Origin of the sequence: Bacillus cereus group sp. MG20, from assembly GCF_040459885.1 — a bacterium.
Taxonomy (GTDB): domain Bacteria; phylum Bacillota; class Bacilli; order Bacillales; family Bacillaceae_G; genus Bacillus_A; species Bacillus_A cereus.
Map to the genome: position 1 here is coordinate 3712595 of NZ_JARVHF010000001.1, position 17439 is coordinate 3730033.

Consider the following 17439-nt stretch of genomic DNA (forward strand, 5'->3'; position numbering starts at 1 on the left):
GATATGAATAAATATCAAAAACTATTACATGAAACGTATGTGTTAACTGGCGAAGGGAAATTGGATGCGTTCAAAACGTATTTAAGTGAAAATGTATCTTGGACAGAAGCTGCTGGGTTTCCATATGCAGGTACTTATATAGGTCCAGATGAAGTAGTGAAAAACGTACATGAACGTCTTGGCACGGAATGGGATGACTATAGCGCTAAAGATGAAATTTATACTTTTAATAACAATACTGTTATTGTGTATGGAAAATATAGTGGAACATATAAAGCTACAGGGAAGTCATTTGTAGCAGATTTTTGTCATCTTTATAAGTTTGATGAGAACGATAAGGTTAAGATGTTTATTCAAATTGTGGACAGTGCAACTGTTAATGAGGTATTAAGTTAGAGCTAATCGTTTCTAATATGTCTTGTATAGGGGGGCTAGGATAAATGAAATTCCTAACATTACCCCTGACATTACATTTTGGGGAAGGTTTCTCCTTCTTCAAACTTTTTATAGAAGAAAACTTATTTAAGTAGAAGAGGTAGGTATATATGAAATTAGAGAAAAGTTTAATCATAACAATTATTTCTGTATTTATTTTAGGAGTAGTTTCGACTTTGGTATATCAAGCTTCCACCGGTAATAACAAAGGGAACTCAATAAAGAGCGAGAATGTTGCTTCTGTATCAAAAGAAGTGAAAGAAAATGAAAAGAATAAAAAGATGGTAGTTGATTTCTATAATGAAGTTTTTAACAAACATAATATCGATATTATCCCTAAATATGTTAGCGAAGATTATAAGCAACATAACCCTTTTGTTGCTGATGGACGAAAAGCCTTCATGGATTTCTTTAAGGAGGATTTTGTTAAAAATCCTAATTCCTCTGCAGAGATTAAACGTGTAGTAGCTGAAGGGGATACAGTTGCTCTTCATGTACATTCTCGTACTAATTCTCAAGATAAGGGAGTTGCTATAGTGGATATATTTCGTATCAAGGATGGAAAGATTGTCGAACACTGGGATGTAATTCAAGAGATTCCAAGTGAAGCAGCTAATGATAATACGATGTTTTAGATAGAAGATATATTTAATAATTGTCTAATTGATAGTGCGGTATAGAATTTAGAAATTTAGATAATTAGTTATCAAATTTGGAAATCATTTAAAAATAGCATATTAAATGATGGCACAAATTAATACGAAATAGCTCTTTAATAAAAAATCCGACTCATTAAAAAATGAGTCGGATTTTTTATTAAAGAATAGTGCTAATTTTATGGTTCGGCACCATCTAAATTTGGAAACCATGAAAGTATAGGTATTCTATATCCACGTAAAGTAAAATCGTAATTTTTTCCTTCTTTTATGTTTGCTTGCAGATTCACTGAATTAAACTTCATCATAAGAGGGCTATCCTCATTAGAAATAACTTTTTCAGTTCCATTTTTTTGCTCAACCTAGTACAATCTCACCAGTATAAAAAAGACCACCATTACTGGCAGTCCTTTTTTGGTAGTTTTAGAAATTAAATTATAACATATTAATATGCAAATTATAAATATACTTTTCCCAAAGATACTATAAGTTTTTTATAATTCTTGATTTCTCAATTTTCATTGCATGATGAATTTTTCTATAAGTATTAACAACTAACATTAAAATTATCAATCCACTAGATTATTAGAAAAAACTGGTTATCTATATAATAATTTGGTAAAATATAGATATAATTTAAGAGGGTAAAGTTAATATAGATCAACTAAGTAATGCTAAGAAAATATTTTATTGCATAAAAAAAGGCTCCATTGCTGGAGCACTCAAAATAAACAAACGAATTAAAACAAGAAACAGACAATTTAACTATATAGATAAAACATAAATAAATCTATATATATGTAAAAATGCATATAAAAACTCTATTTATTGATGCTATAATAGGTTTACTCGATGATTGTTATATTTTTTTATGGTTTTTAAGCAATAAATACCTTCTTAACACCAAGTGTACAAGTAAAAGAAGACATCTTAAGCGATGTCTTCTTTTCTTATATAATAACAACACAATAAAATTAAGATGGTTCAAGTCGGAGGAAGGTACCTTTGGGTGTCTTTTCTTTGTCGAATTTGCCTAATAGGGGCAGCACCACATTGCTATCAAGTTCAAACATAATTTTCATCCAAAACAAAAAAACGAGCTGAATTCACATAAATAACTGTAGAGAGCTAACAATTTTATTTTGGGAGTACTTTAAAATATTAGCTTGATGGTGATGGGAGAGTACCCCTAAAATGTGAATTTACTATATTAATTTGTTTCTAGTCTTAAAAATGAATAAATTTAACATCAATAAGGATTTTGAGATAAGTCATACGAGATACTTGTAAGCTTTAGCTGAAGTGTAAAATTAATTAAATATCTATCAATAGAATAAATCATATTGATAGATATTTAATATTGTAAATCTGCAAGTTCTTGATGTTATTTCAGTTTTTTATTAATTTCAATATATTTTAGGTTCATGAGTACTTACTGGGAATATTATTAGAAATATGCATTGAATTAAATACAAAGTGTATCTAGTATATTGTCTTTTTCTACCTTATTGATACCAATATATTTCAGTGTAATTTGTAGGGTGCTCTAATTGAGTATTTCTTGCAACATCGCCACATCTTTTGTTCATAGAACCAATATCCAAAGGTTTTTAAATTATATATGAATAAATTATGCCTTCTTAGATAAAGTAAATCGAGTTCAGATAAACGAAGAACATAGAATACATAAATTTTAACTAGACTTATTATTAACTAAACTATCCCCACCACCAAGCTCCGCCTCAATCTGCGAAGTCTTCGATGACTCATCCATACGCCAATACGTAATAAAGCTGATCGCGATACATCCAGCTACGTAGAAGTAGAATAGTGATTCCATTCCGATACTTTTTAGCCATAATGCGATGAACTCAGCTGTTCCGCCGAATATCGCAACTGTTAGTGCATATGGTAAACCTACGCCAAGTGCGCGAATTTCAGTTGGGAAGAGTTCTGCTTTTACAATTGCGTTAATGGAAGTGTAACCAGTAACGATAATGAGACCGACCATCATGAGTAAAAATGCTACGATTGGTTCTGTCGTTTTTTCCATGAAGAAGAAGATCGGCGCTGTTAGTAATGTTCCGAGAATACCGAATGCCATTAATAGTGGGCGGCGTCCAATTTTATCGGATAATAGCCCCGCAATCGGTTGAAGTACGACGAATATAAGTAGTGCGACAAAGTTAATCCAGCTTACAATTTCTTTCGGAAGGCCGACTGTGTTTACCATGAACTTTTGTAAATATGTTGTGTACGTATAGAATGCAACAGTACCTCCTAATGTTAGGCCGACTACTGTTAATACTGCTTTCGGGTGTTTCATAAGAGCGCTAATGGTTCCTGCGCTTTCACGTTTTTGTGATTTTATGTTTGAGAACTGCTCCGACTCATCCATCGTGCGGCGAAGCCATAATACAGCTACTGCACCCATCGCTCCAATAATGAATGGAATACGCCATCCCCAAGCTTTCATATCAGGTTCGCTTAGTAATTGCTGAAGAACAATTTGAACACCTAACGCAACCATCTGTCCAGCAACGAGCGTTACATATTGGAAACTTGAATAAAAACCACGGCGTCCACTACTAGCCATTTCAGATAAATACGTTGCGGAAGTTCCATACTCTCCGCCGAGTGACAACCCTTGAAGTAAACGAGCAAGAACTAAAATAATAGGGGCCATAATACCGATACTTTCGTAACTCGGTGTACAGGCAATAATTAAAGAACCACCGGCCATAACCGTAATGGAAAGCGTTAATGCTGCCCGGCGTCCGTGCCGATCTGCATAGCGTCCCATTAATAAACTTCCGATAGGGCGCATTAAAAATCCAACTGCGAAAATAGCCGCTGTGTTCAGTAACTGACTCGTTGGATCTCCTTTAGGAAAGAACTCTGCTGAAAAATAAACAGCGAAAGCAGAGTAAACGTACCAGTCGTACCATTCAATTAAATTGCCGACAGAACCTTTGAAAATATTGCCGGCGACTCGGTTTGATTTTACTTGAGCCATACTAATTCCTCCTCTTGCTTAGTAATAAAATAATAATTATGAAAGCGTGTTCATTATAGTTGAATTGTACTGTTCTTTAAATAAAATCTCAATATTATGACAATTTTATTCTTTTTGTACTTTATGAACATGGATATTTTTAATAGTTGCTTCATTTTCAGTTTTGTCATAATAATAAAAAAAGGAGATTGATAGTTTAGAATATTTTATCAAAGGATATGAAGCATGAAAAAATCACGCAAAGTGTCATTACAAACGAAAATAGTAAGCTTAATTATTGCGTTAATTTTATTTATCGTTCTCCTATTAGCGGGGATCTTTGTTTACATTCAGTCCGTTGATACGAAGCGACAAGTGGAACAGTTAGCACTGCAAACAGCTAAATCTCTTTCTTTTATGCCAGCTATAAAAGAGGCTTTTCAAAATAATGAGCATAAAAGTACGATCCAATCCATTGCGGAACAAGTTCGTGAGCAAGCTGGTGCGGATTATGTAATTATAGAAGATCGTTATGGGGTTATGCATTCACATTCTAATTCTGAGTTGATTGGAACAAAGAGTAATAATCCATATAACTATGAAGCACTTACCTTTGGAGGATACTATACGCTCGAAGGAAATGGTGAAAGTGGTCCTGCTTTAATGGCGAAGGCGCCCATTATTGTTCATAACGGAGACTACAATCAAGTAGTAGGCGTTGTGACAGTAGAGTTTTTAATAAAAGGTATTGAATCTAACATACTGAGCAGAACGAAAGAAATTATACTCTTTTCCTTGGCTGTATTAGTAGTCGGTATTGTTGGTGGAATTCTTTTAGCGCGTAGCATTCGTAAAGATACACTCGGTTTAGAGCCGAATGAAATCGCAGCACTATACCGAGAACGAAGCGCGATACTACTATCTATAAAAGAAGGAATCATTGCCATTGATCAAAACGGTTTTATTACGATGATGAACACCTCGGCAGAAGAAATGCTTCATGTAAATGATGATTATATGCAGCAACACATTTCAAAAGTTTTACCGAATTTTAATATGGAAAGAGTGCTAGAAACCGATCAAGAAATCGCGTTTCAAGATAAAGTGTTTATTTTAAACATGACGCCGATACTCGAAAATAACAGTACGGTAGGTGTTGTATGTAGTTTTAGAGATAAAACAGAACTGCAACACCTTGTTAATACGATATCTGAGGTAAGAAAGTATTCCGAGGACTTACGTGCTCAAACACATGAATTTACAAATAAGCTGTTCGTCTTATCGGGATTACTTCAGTTAGGACATTACAAAGAAGCGATTGAATTTATTCAGCAAGAATCTAACATTCATCAAAGCCAAAATCATATTTTATTTCATCAAATTCATGATGCGAAAGTACAAGCTATTTTATTAGGAAAACTCGCAACAGCATCTGAGAAGAAAATTGATTTTCATATTGAAGGAGATAGTGCGCTTCATCCGTTACCAGATCATATAAAAGTTTCGCATCTTATTACGATACTTGGAAACATAATCGATAATGCGTTTGATGCGGTGAGTGGGCAAGAGGAGAAGAGTGTTTCCTTCTTTGTTACGGATATTGGGCACGACATTGTGTTTGAAGTGATAGATAGTGGAGCAGGAATACCAGTTGAAAAAATCACGACTATTTTTCAAAAAGGATTTTCAACGAAAGGAAACAATCGTGGCTACGGACTAGCAAACGTGAAAGAAATGGTAGATCTACTAGATGGAACAATTGAAATTCAAAACGAGAAAAATGGGGGAGCTATTTTTACAATTTACCTTCCGAAAACATTGAAAGAAAGTACATGACAAACAGGGGGATGGGCATATGTTGAAGGTTGCAATTGCAGAAGATGATTTCCGCGTCGCGCAAATTCAGGAAGAGTTCTTATTAAAAATAAAGGACGTAAAAGTGATTGGAAAAGCATTGAACGCGAAAGAAACGATGGAACTACTACAAAAGGAAGAAATCGATTTGCTTCTATTAGATAATTACTTACCAGATGGAATTGGAACTGACTTATTACCACAAATTCATGCTGACTTTCCAAGCGTTGATGTCATTATGGTAACGGCGGCGAATGAAAACTATATGCTAGAAAAAGCAATTCGAAACGGAGTAAGCAATTACCTTATAAAACCAGTCACGTTAGAAAAATTTGTTCGCACAATTGAAGACTATAAAAGAAAGAAGCAACTATTACATAGTAACAATGAAGTAAATCAAGCACTCATCGATAATTTCTTCGGGACTTCGCAAACACAAGACATAAAAAACTTACCGACAGGTGTGGATCCGTTAACACTGCAAAAAGTGAAAGGGATTATAAAAGGATTTGAAGAGGGCATTACAATAGAAGAAATGGGCGAACAAATGGGGGCCTCCAGAACAACCGCAAGAAGATATTTAGAATACTTAGTAGCGACCGGCGAATGCACAGTAGAGTACACATACGGCATTATCGGACGACCAGAACGAAAATACCGAATAGGAAGAGGACTATGAAAAAACGATTATTACTATGTATATGGATCGTGACAGGAGCAATAGCTGATTGTTCTTCGGAAAAATCCCATACGAATACAGTAAACATAGATAAAGTAGAACTCGTTGCACCAAACGTTCAAGGAGCAGGATGGGACTTAACAGCACGGGCAATGCAAAAAACGCTAACAGAAGAAAAAATTTTCACAAAACCAATCACAGTCACAAACAAAGTAGGTGGCAGCGGTGACGTCGGATGGAAATATACGAAACAAAAAGGCGGTCACGTACTGGCGATTAACTCAAGCTTACTCATAACGAACAACCTACTAGGCCACAGTAAACTAACATATAAAGACTTCACGCCGCTCGCAACACTTGCATCAGATTGGGAAGTTGTTGTTGTATCAAGAGAATCAAACATAGATAACGCAAATGAACTAATGGAACAACTAAAACAAGACAAGAAAAACTTCAAAATCGGCGTTGCCCCAGGCCTAGGAAACGACGATCACCTATCCTTCGTACAAGTAAGCAAAGCCTTCGGCATAAACCCTGCCGAACTACAATTCTTCGTCTACGAAAACAAAGAAAAAATCATAAGCGCCCTAACGAACAAACAAATAGGCGCCGCAACCATGACCCTATCCGAAGCCGAAAAACAATACAAAGCCGGCAAAATAAAAATACTAGCCGTATCAGCACCAAAACGACTAGACCGCCTACCAGAAATCCCAACATGGAAAGAACAAGGAATCAACGTCATCTTCCAGCACTGGAAAGGAATTATGGGCCCAAAAGATATGACGGAGGAAGAGGTTGCTTATTGGGATGGTGTGATTAAGAAGATGGTTGAGAGTGATAGTTGGAAGGGGATTTTGAGGGAGCGGGGTTGGAATTCTTATTATAAGGATAGTGGGGAGAGTAGGGGGTTTTTGGAGGAGAGTAGTTTTAGGTATGAAGAGATGGTGAGAAAAGAGGCTTAAGAGGAAAGTATTCAATCATGCTTTATTTTTGTAGTTACTTCTATATAATATAAAAGAGATGAGAGTGTTAGGCTAATTACATTTAAGGTACCAGATAGGAATAGATAAAGTCTGTCTCACTGATTAAAAATTTATTAGTCGTTAAAAGATATAAAAGGCATTTTTCAGTCTATAAGATGTGGAAACGTAAATTATAGAGTTTCTGTGAGATTTAAGGAGGACATAATGAAGAAAAATATTTATGTTGTTGGAGCGGTAATTGTTCAAGATGAGAAAATTTTATGTGCACAAAGAGGACCAGCTAAATCGCTACCTCTTATGTGGGAATTTCCAGGTGGAAAAATAGAAGAGGGAGAAACACCTCAAGAGGCGTTAAAGCGTGAAATTGATGAAGAAATGCATTGTAGTGTGCAAATTGGTGAACAAATTGATTATACAGCCTATGAATATGATTTTGGTATCGTTCATTTAAAAACTTTCTATTGTAAACTTGTTGAAGGAAGTCCGGTTTTAACTGAGCATGTAGCAATTAAATGGTTATATCCGAATGAATTAGCAGCTTTAGAGTGGGCACCTGCGGATATCCCGACTATTGAGAAATTATCAAAAGAATCGATTGTAAAGTAATTTGAAAAAACTATTCGTTTTATACGGATAGTTTTTTATATTTGTAATAAATTTGCACTTTAAATCAGTGAGTAATACAATTAATATAAAAAATTGTCATAATGGTGATCATATGGAGAATTTTATTCAAAAATTAGAGGGGTCTTTATATAAAGGGTTTATTGATCAAAAACATAATCATCCTGGAATATATAAGCCGAAATTATTAGTAAACAATACGAAAAAAAATGAAAATGTTTTAAGCTCATTGCTGGAAGAGCTTGAAAATAGTACAGCGTTTATTTTCTCGGTGGCTTTTATTACGGAAAGTGGGCTAGCGACTTTAAAATCACATTTCCTTGATCTTAAACAAAAAAGGGTTAAAGGACGTATATTAACATCTACATTCTTAAACTTTAATACACCAAAAGTGTTTAGAGAGTTAATGAAACTTGAAAATGTAGAAGTAAGATTAACAAATTTATCTGGTTTTCATTCAAAGGGATACATATTTGATAACAAAACACATTGTTCATTAATTGTCGGTAGTTCAAATCTGACTGCACATGCTTTGAAGGTAAACTATGAATGGAACGTTAAGTTAACATCGCATGAAGATGGAGAGATAGTACAGCATTTTAAAAATCAATTTGAAGAAGTCTGGGAGCATTCTCAACTATTAACTGAAGAGTTGATTGCAAATTACGAAACAATATATGAGCAAGCTGTAGAAAATAAGTTACTAGATCGAGTTATAGAATTACCTGGTCAATATCATAATTCAATTGAAGAAGCTTTGAAAATTACCCCAAATAAAATGCAACAAGCTGCGTTACAAGAAATACAAGCTATTCGAGACGCTGGAAAAGAAAAAGGCTTAGTTATTTCTGCAACAGGAACGGGGAAGACATATCTTTCAGCATTTGATGTCAGAAATTTTTCACCTAAACGGATGTTATTTATTGTTCATCGAGAGCAAATATTAAATAAAGCGAAATCCGATTTTCAAAAAGTTCTTGGTGGGATAGATGAGGACTTTGGAATTTTATCAGGGTCAAATAAACAAATAAATGCTAAATATTTATTTGCGACGATCCAAACCATTTCAAAAGAAGAAAATTTACAGCAATTTGATCCTGGGTTATTTGATTATATTTTAATAGATGAAGTTCATAAAGCAGGTGCTAGTTCTTATCATAGAGTTATTAATTATTTTAAACCGAAATTTTTAATGGGAATGACCGCTACACCTGAACGTACAGATAATTTTAATATTTATGAGCTATTTGATTACAACATTGCTTATGAAATTCGATTGCAAGAAGCACTTGAAGAAGATATGCTTTGTCCTTTCCATTATTTTGGAGTAACTGATTTTGAATATAATGGTGAAAAGATAGATGACACTACTGTTTTATCTAAACTTGTTACGGAAGAGCGAGTGGATCATATAGTGGAAAAAGTAAAATATTACGGTTTTTCTGGTAAAAAGGTAACAGGATTAATGTTTTGCAGCCGAAAAGATGAAGCAGAACAATTATCACACGCCTTAAATAATAGAGGTTTTCGCACATTTGCATTAACAGGAGATCATTCTCAAGAGGAAAGAGAATTGCGCGTGAATCAATTAGAAAATGGCGTACTTGATTATATTTTAACGGTAGATATATTTAATGAAGGAATTGATATTCCGAGTGTGAATCAGGTTGTTATGTTAAGACAAACTCAATCAAGTATTATCTTTATACAGCAATTGGGGCGTGGACTTCGAAAACATGATTCAAAAGATTTTGTTACGATTATTGATTTCATTGGAAACTATAAAAACAACTATTTAATTCCAATTGCCCTTTCAGGAGATAGATCACAAAATAAAGATAATATACGCAGATATACAAATGACACGAGTTATATTAAAGGTATTTCAACAGTTAACTTTGAGGAGATAGCGAAAAAACAAATCTTTAAAGCTATTAATAATAGTAATTTAACAGCAATGAAAGTATTAAAGGAAGCGTTTGGTGAGTTGAAAAATAGAATAGGAAGAATTCCATATTTATATGACTTTATAGTAAACCATTCTATTGATCCAGTTGTACTTGTAGATGGATATTCGAACTATTATCAGTTCCTATTGAAAATGAAAGAAGCTGTGCCTACATTAACAGAGTATGAAAACAAAGTTTTAACAATGCTTTCATTGGAAGTATTAAATGGAAAACGTAAAAACGAAATCGTTTTGTTAGACTTATTATTAAAGCAAGAAAAAGTTGATAAGGATGAGTATATAAAACAACTTGAAGAAACTAATTGCTTAACAGATGATGAAACGATTACTTCAGTACAACGAATTTTTGAATTAGAGTTTTTCTCACAAAACAGTCAAAAGAAATATGGAGAAAAGCCAATTATCTCTTTACAGAACAATAAGACATATATGTTTAATGATTCTATTCGAAAAAGCTTAGAACAAAATGAATACTTTAAGTATATGGTTATGGACATCGTTAGAAGTGCGAAGGAAAAGAGCAAAAACTATGAGTGTGATAGTAACCTTACTGTATATAAAAAATACTCAAGAAAAGATGTGTGTAAACTTTTAAATTGGCATAATGATGAGAGCTCAACTATGTATGGTTATAAGACAAAATATTATACTTGTCCAATATTTATTACATACCATAAAAATGATGAGGTAGAATCCAGTGTGGACTACGGTGATGAATTCCTTAATCAAGATGTTCTTAAATGGTATACAAGAAGTAATAGAACATTAAAATCGAAGGAAGTTCAAGCAATTATTGACGCTAAAGAAAATAATATTGATGTTCATATTTTTGTGAAAAAAGATGATGACGAGGGAAGCGACTTTTACTATTTAGGAAAAGCAAGACCTGATAAAGCAAGTGTAGAACAAACTGAAATGCAAGATAAAAATGGAAAAGAACTACCGGTTGTTACGATGAATATGATTATGGAGAAATCGGTTGATAATAAGCTTTATGATTATTTAAAGGATAGTAATGTTTTGTAGGTAGATTGAATTTTTAATGCTTGTATAGCTCAAAAATGATTAGTGTGATAGTAGTATTAGTAGATAAGATAAGGCTGTATCAAAATGACATCGTAGTATGTTTTTGATACAGCCTTATTTATTGGATTAAAATGTATGGTTTAAGTAGCTATCCCATGTAAACAGAAAGAAAAGGACTAAATCTTATATGGTATAATTAGAGCATTAAAACCCTAATCCTGGAGGGATTCAAATGCCAACCTACAACAAACTAATCCGAAACAAAATCCCACAAATAATAAAATCCAACGGCAAAACACCCACAACAAGACTCCTAAACGAAGATGAATATATAGAAGAACTCTGCAAGAAAACACAAGAAGAACTAACAGAATACATCGAAGCAAAAACAAAACCTGATAAACTCGAAGAACTATCCGACCTACTAGAACTAATAAACGCTCTAGCCGAACACGAAGGGACAACACTAGAAGAAATCAACAACATCCGTAAAAAGAAAGCAGAAGAACGAGGCGGCTTTTCGGATCGAGTCTTCCTAATCGAAGTAACTGATAACTAGCCCTTCCTAAGCCCCTTACAAGCCCCTACCAAGTAATAAATCACTAAGAAAAAACATAACAAAACAAAAACAACAACAAACACCGTAGTAGTAGTCAAAAAAAATTTAAAATAACACGCCAAAAACCCGACTAACCTCCCATATATATTATGAAGAGGTTTTTATTTTGAACGGAGACGGGAGGAATTAGGATGGCGGTGTATCGTAATGTGCAGGTGAATTTTTGGCAGGATGATTTTGTTTTGGATTTGACGCCGGAGGAGCGGTATTTTTATGTTTACTTATTAACTTGTTCGAAGACGACGCAGTGTGGGATTTTTCCTTTTCCGAAGCGGTTAGCTGAGATGGAGACGGGTTATAATCGGGAGACTGTTGATAAGCTTGTGCAGCGCTTCATTGATTATGGGAAGATTCTGTATGATGCGGAGACGCGGGAGTTATTCGTTTTAAATTGGCTTCGTTATAATCCTGTGACGAATACGAATGTGGAGAAGTGTGTGCTTCGTGAGCTTAAGGGTGTGAAGAATAAGGAGTTTGTACATATGTTTCTTCAGAAGTGTGTAGAGGAGGAGCTGAATGTTCCGATGCTTTTAGCGCATTTCGGTATGCCGAGTGATTTGGCTGTGGATGATGTTGATCCAGTTTGCGAGGAGACAGAGGAAGAAGAGGTTATAGAGGAAGAAACGGGGAGTCGCGTGTTTTCTTTTTATGAGCAACATTTCGGTAGCTTGTCTCCGCATACTGTGGAGGAACTGAGTGCGTGGATGGAAGATTTGTCAGAGGAGCTTGTGCTGAAGGCTCTTCAAATTGCGTTTGAGAATAATAAGCGGACGGTTGCTTATGTGAAGGGGATTTTGAGAGGATGGCACGGGAAAGGATTTACGAAAGTGTGTGAGGTTGAGGCTGATACGGCGAGCTTTAGGAAGAAGGAGTCGTCTGTTAGTACCGGGGAGACGGAGGAGTTTTTGGCGAGGTGTGAGGAGTGGGAGAAGAATGCGCCGTCTGAGGAAGAGTTGCAGCGCTTTTTAGCGGAGCGCGGGTGGCGTCCATGAGTATTCAAAATGTGGAGGCGGAAAAGACGGTATTAGGTTCTCTATTAATTGATGGAGAGCTTATTAAGGAGTGCCGTTTGACGGAGCAGTATTTTTCTCTGTCGGTGCACAAGTCTATATTTCAGTTAATGCGAAAAATGGAAGAAGAGGGGCAACCGATTGATCTTGTGACGTTCATTTCTAGGGTAGATCCGAAGTTTTTAGAGGGGATCGGGGGAATGGAGTATTTTATAGGGTTAATGGATGGTGTGCCTACAATTGCCAACTTCTCTTATTATGAGGGGCTTGTTCGAGGTGCGTGGAAAATGTATCAGGCTGGTGTTCTCGGGCACAAGATGGGAGAGCGTCTTATTGCGGAGAAGAGTGAGAAAGTTATCGGTGAGACGATTACGGCACTTTGTGAATTAGAGGAGAAAGACTCTGTATGTGAGTTTGATTTGAAGGATGCGTTAGTTGATTTGTATGAGGAGCTTCATCAAGATGTGAAAGAGATTACTGGTATTGAGACTGGTTATACATCGTTAAATAAAATGACGTGCGGATTGCAGGAAGGTGATTTTGTCGTTCTTGGTGCGCGTCCTTCTATGGGGAAGACTGCGTTTGCGCTTAATGTTGGATTGCATGCGGCGAAGTCTGGAGTAGCGGTTGGATTGTTTTCGTTAGAGATGAGTAGTAAGCAATTGTTAAAAAGAATGGCATCTTGTGTAGGTGAAGTGTCAGGAGGTAGGCTGAAAAATCCGAAGCATCGTTTTGCGATGGAAGATTGGGAGAAGGTAAGTAAGGCGTTTGCGGAGATTGGTGAGTTGCCATTTGAGATTTACGACAATGCAGGCGTTACGGTGCAAGATATTTGGATGCAAACGCGTAAGTTAAAGAGGAAGCACGGTGATAAAAAGATTTTAATTATTGTAGATTACTTGCAGCTGATTACGGGTGATCCGAAGCATAAGGGAAATCGATTTCAAGAGATTAGTGAGATTTCTCGTAAGCTTAAGTTATTAGCACGTGAGTTAAATGTTTGTGTAGTAGCGTTATCGCAATTGTCTCGTTCTGTAGAGTCACGTCAAGATAAACGCCCTCTTTTATCTGATTTAAGAGAAACAGGACAAATTGAGCAAGATGCGGATGTCATTATGCTTATGTATCGCGAAGATTATTACGATAAGGAAACGAAGCAGAAAGAGATGACGGAGATTCATGTGGCGAAGCATCGGAATGGGCCTGTGGTGAGTTTTAAGCTGAGGTTTTTGAAGGAGTTTGGGCGGTTTGTGGAGATTGGATGATAAAATAGAAGAAAGCATATAAAAAGGTAAAGGAGTGGTTACGGATGACAAAAGTAGGTCGTTTATATGAGCAAGAGAAGCAAGAAGAAATTGATAAAGCACTTTCGGCAGCTGGAATGCTTTTTAAAGGAATGAGTGTAGAAGAAATAGCTAAAAAATTAGATGTAACAATTGAAAAGGTGAAAGAGTGGGAGAAGCGTTTATCTCATTAATCGCTGGGGTAATGGCAGCGTCTGTATAAATTTATACAAAAATAGCCGAATATTTACTATATAATAGTCGGCTATTTTTGTACGGAGAAGTTGTTAGGTTTAATACGAAAATCTTTTGGTTTGCTCTTGAATATATTCCTCATTTCCCCATAAAGAAAGACTTTCTCTCTGCAGTAATCCATTGCTGCAAATCATCTTGGCTACGTCGGACAAGTCGATTTACTAAAACATCATGCCATACATAATCCTCTAATAAGTATATATGAACGGGGTCATCTGTATAAAAAGCAATATTACGCTCTTCAAGTGATGGTCCATAAATCATCTCTTTAGAATCTATCGATAAAATAAACCAATGTTCTGTAGACAAAGTTTCTGTATAAGGTGTTATGCGATGGGCTTCTAGATTTTTAATGGGATTTTCAACATGCAGGGTAATACCTTGTATTGTAACTTTATCAGCTACTTCAGATAGATCTTCTTTTAACGCTTCATACATCTCATCCCACATTGAAATGACAATACGTCGTTCTGCTTTTTTTATTAATGCCTGACAATAGCTAATGATTGTTTTATTGTCTTTTAAAGTAATCACTCGATTATCCGTTTTTTCCTCGGAAGTTTCTAGTTTCTTTAATGAATCACTTATTCCTTCATAAGTAGACTGCCATTCTGATTGCGCCTTCTGTAAAAAGATTTCAACAGGTAGAGGTGAATAGCGAGTGGTGTCATTTATTTCTTCCTTCATGACAATTCCTTTTTCTACAAGGTTACCTAAAATCTCATAAATTCGCGCTCTTGGGACACCCGAATCCTTACTCACTTGGTAGGCTGTGACAGGCCCTTGTTTAACAAGAGATACATAAGATTTAGCTTCATATTCATTGAAACCAATTTTTTTAAGCTGTTGCACTATGTAGTCCACTTTTTTCGTCCTCCGATGTTTGCTTTTATCCCGCTTTAACGGGCAGTAAGACCCCCACCTCAAAATTCAGCGGAAGCAAAGAAGTTAGGTGAGGGTCGGGCTGCCCGTAAAAGCCCGATTGGTTCAACTAATAATCAGTGGGGGTGAACAAACCCTCCACTGATTAAAGTTTCACTTTATATTTCAACGTTACAATAACTGTTTACATTTAGCAAATTATTAGTTACTATTCGAATAGTGACTAAAGGGGAGGTTAATAGTATGGATTTTTATTTAGACCCATCTGTATTAATGATTTTGATTGCTTTTGGATTTTTAGCTGCATTCATTGATTCAGTTGTAGGTGGTGGTGGGCTCATTGCTTTACCAGCTTTATTATTTACAGGACTGAATCCAGCAAGTGCAGTAGCTACGAATAAACTAGCGTCGACAATGGGAAGTGCAACTAGTAATATTGTGTTTTATCGTTCTGGTAATCTTGATTTGAAATCGGCGTTTAAATTAGTTCCGCTTACTTTCATAGGTTCCATAATAGGGGCATGGACCGTTCATTTAATGAATCCAGAAGTACTGAAGCCATTGATGTTAATTATGCTTGGTGCGGTCGCTATTTATACGATATTCAAAAAGGATTGGGGTAGTATTTCCACTCATAAGAAATTGTCTGGTCGACACGTCATTATTTTTACCTTTTTTATTTTTGCTATTGGTTTTTATGATGGATTTCTAGGTCCTGGAACAGGTTCGTTTTTAATGTTTTCTCTTTTATTTATTGGGTATGATTTTTTAAAAGCAGCAGGTAATGCGAAGCTTCTTAATTTAGGAAGTAATGTTGGTGCATTGTTGATGTTTATGTATGTAGGGCAAGTAAACTATGCATATGGTTTTATAATGGGGATTGCTCAAATTGCTGGAGGGATTGTTGGCTCCAAATTTGCTATAAAAAAAGGAAGCGGGTATGTTCGTGCCCTTTTCATTACAGTAACTTGTTTATTGTTAGCGAAAAATCTGTATGACTATATTCAGTAAGTAATTAAAGAACGTAGAAAAGGTCAAGTATGCAAACTACATCAAGTATAAGAAGATACTAAGGAGAGATTCCTTTTAACATTTTTTAGATGCTACCTTGTTTGAAGATAGCATCTAAAAAGAAAATCTAAGTGAAGAGAATGAAAATAATATAAACTCATATTTTTCTGGGGTATGTTTATTGATTATATTGAAATGTTTACTCTATATTCTTCTTATAATTAGGCCTCAACAAACTCTTAAAATCCAACTCAGCAATTAACACACTCAATAATATAAGCGTAGCCCCTAAGTACCCTTTTCCTGTCAGCGTTTCACCTGTGAAAACGAAAGCAAAGCCTGCGGAAAAGACAGGTTCTAATGAAAAAATAAGACCTGTATGGGTAGGTGTAGTGTATTGCTGGGCAATTACTTGCACGATGAATGCGACTGCGGTGCAAAATATGCTTAAAGCTAATATGATTAGCCATGAGTCGATCGTGCTAGGAAGTTTTGGTGTTTCTATAATGAATGAGAAAATAAGACTAAATAGGCCGACGAAACCGAGTTGCACTACTCCAAGTGCAATGGAATTCACATGTTTCGTTACGCTTCCAGTAATGATGACGTGGATCGCATAAAACAGGGCAGACAGTATGCAAAATATATCGCCGTTACCGATTTTGAATTCGCTAGTTAATGTTAATAAGCCGATTCCTATTATCGTTAAAATGATTCCTACTATAACTTTCTTTTCTGGAATGTGTTTTAAAAATATAGCTGATAATATCGGAATGAAAATGACTGTGAGACATAGTAAGAAACCAGCATTAGAAACACTTGTATACTTTGTACCGAAAGTCGCGAAAATGTAAACGATAAATAAGACAGAAGCGAGTATAAATGCATATTTTACAGTTTTAAAATCGATCTTAAATAAATGTTTGTAAAATATTAAACCTGATAAAAGAAAAGCGATAATAAATCGTAATGCGATTAAATTATATTCTTCTATGCCATCAAGTCCAAGCTTTGTAAGTAGGATGGATGCACCCCAAAAGAATGTAACTAGTAGTAGCCCTAAATCCGCTTTTAATTGCAGTTTCATTTTTATTCCCTCGTTATGTATAAAATTTATAATCCCATACCCCTATCCTCATTTTTTATTTTAATATT

Annotated in this window: 15 protein-coding genes and 1 pseudogene; 12 read left to right on the plus strand and 4 right to left on the minus strand. The window is 35.3% G+C overall.

Annotated features, from left to right (window positions below; translation table 11 throughout):
- The first annotated feature begins 3 nt into the window (after positions 1-3).
- The gene (locus QCI81_RS18995) at positions 4-396 is read left to right on the plus strand and encodes a nuclear transport factor 2 family protein (RefSeq protein WP_071731837.1); all 393 of its coding nucleotides are present in this window, start codon (positions 4-6) and stop codon (positions 394-396) included.
- 149 nt (positions 397-545) lie between these two features.
- Positions 546-1070 carry a nuclear transport factor 2 family protein gene (locus QCI81_RS19000; RefSeq protein ID WP_000764214.1) on the plus strand — a complete coding sequence of 175 codons (525 nt, stop codon included), beginning with the start codon at positions 546-548 and terminating at the stop codon, positions 1068-1070.
- Positions 1071-2556: 1486 nt separating this feature from the next.
- On the opposite strand, the pseudogene QCI81_RS27225 reads toward QCI81_RS19000, so the two are convergent.
- Positions 2557-2699: pseudogene (locus tag QCI81_RS27225) on the minus strand (tyrosine-type recombinase/integrase); the annotation flags it as partial.
- Positions 2700-2784: 85 nt separating this feature from the next.
- The gene (locus QCI81_RS19005) at positions 2785-4107 is read right to left on the minus strand and encodes an MFS transporter (RefSeq protein ID WP_071731838.1); all 1323 of its coding nucleotides are present in this window, start codon (positions 4105-4107) and stop codon (positions 2785-2787) included.
- A 225-nt stretch (positions 4108-4332) separates the two neighbouring features.
- Here QCI81_RS19005 and QCI81_RS19010 point away from each other — a divergent pair, with 225 nt between their 5' ends.
- The 9 genes from QCI81_RS19010 (at position 4333) to QCI81_RS19050 (ending at position 14330) form a co-directional block, all read left to right on the plus strand.
- Complete coding sequence (locus tag QCI81_RS19010) at positions 4333-5922, plus strand: ATP-binding protein (RefSeq protein WP_071731839.1); 1590 nt, start codon at positions 4333-4335, stop codon at positions 5920-5922.
- Positions 5923-5941: 19 nt separating this feature from the next.
- On the plus strand, positions 5942-6619 hold the full coding sequence (locus QCI81_RS19015) for a response regulator (protein ID WP_000921517.1): 678 nt from the start codon (positions 5942-5944) through the stop codon (positions 6617-6619).
- Positions 6616-7584: a tripartite tricarboxylate transporter substrate binding protein gene (locus QCI81_RS19020; RefSeq protein WP_071731840.1), complete on the plus strand. Its 969-nt coding sequence runs from the start codon at positions 6616-6618 to the stop codon at positions 7582-7584. The genes QCI81_RS19015 and QCI81_RS19020 overlap by 4 nt, the downstream gene beginning before the upstream one ends.
- Before the next feature lie 225 nt (positions 7585-7809).
- Entirely contained in the window at positions 7810-8211 is a 402-nt protein-coding gene (locus QCI81_RS19025; protein ID WP_043938303.1) for a (deoxy)nucleoside triphosphate pyrophosphohydrolase, read from the plus strand.
- 112 nt (positions 8212-8323) lie between these two features.
- Positions 8324-11224: a DEAD/DEAH box helicase gene (locus QCI81_RS19030; RefSeq protein ID WP_071731841.1), complete on the plus strand. Its 2901-nt coding sequence runs from the start codon at positions 8324-8326 to the stop codon at positions 11222-11224.
- Between the two features lie 232 nt (positions 11225-11456).
- Complete coding sequence (locus QCI81_RS19035) at positions 11457-11783, plus strand: nucleoside triphosphate pyrophosphohydrolase (RefSeq protein WP_071731842.1); 327 nt, start codon at positions 11457-11459, stop codon at positions 11781-11783.
- A 191-nt stretch (positions 11784-11974) separates the two neighbouring features.
- Positions 11975-12835: a DnaD domain-containing protein gene (locus QCI81_RS19040; protein WP_071731843.1), complete on the plus strand. Its 861-nt coding sequence runs from the start codon at positions 11975-11977 to the stop codon at positions 12833-12835.
- Positions 12832-14118, plus strand: a complete 1287-nt coding sequence (gene dnaB / locus QCI81_RS19045; RefSeq protein WP_353810869.1) for a replicative DNA helicase — start codon at positions 12832-12834, stop codon at positions 14116-14118. Before QCI81_RS19040 ends, dnaB begins: the two co-directional genes overlap by 4 nt.
- Before the next feature lie 44 nt (positions 14119-14162).
- The gene (locus QCI81_RS19050) at positions 14163-14330 is read left to right on the plus strand and encodes a hypothetical protein (protein ID WP_000169783.1); all 168 of its coding nucleotides are present in this window, start codon (positions 14163-14165) and stop codon (positions 14328-14330) included.
- 139 nt (positions 14331-14469) lie between these two features.
- Here QCI81_RS19050 and QCI81_RS19055 read toward each other — a convergent pair whose 3' ends face one another.
- Positions 14470-15255: a TrmB family transcriptional regulator gene (locus QCI81_RS19055; RefSeq protein ID WP_071731845.1), complete on the minus strand. Its 786-nt coding sequence runs from the start codon at positions 15253-15255 to the stop codon at positions 14470-14472.
- 261 nt (positions 15256-15516) lie between these two features.
- On the opposite strand from QCI81_RS19055, the gene QCI81_RS19060 reads away from it, so the two are divergent.
- Entirely contained in the window at positions 15517-16284 is a 768-nt protein-coding gene (locus QCI81_RS19060) for a TSUP family transporter (protein ID WP_069355096.1), read from the plus strand.
- 199 nt (positions 16285-16483) lie between these two features.
- Here the strand turns inward: QCI81_RS19060 and QCI81_RS19065 are convergent, their stop codons facing one another.
- Positions 16484-17371, minus strand: a complete 888-nt coding sequence (locus QCI81_RS19065; RefSeq protein ID WP_059304083.1) for a DMT family transporter — start codon at positions 17369-17371, stop codon at positions 16484-16486.
- Positions 17372-17439 lie beyond the last annotated feature (68 nt).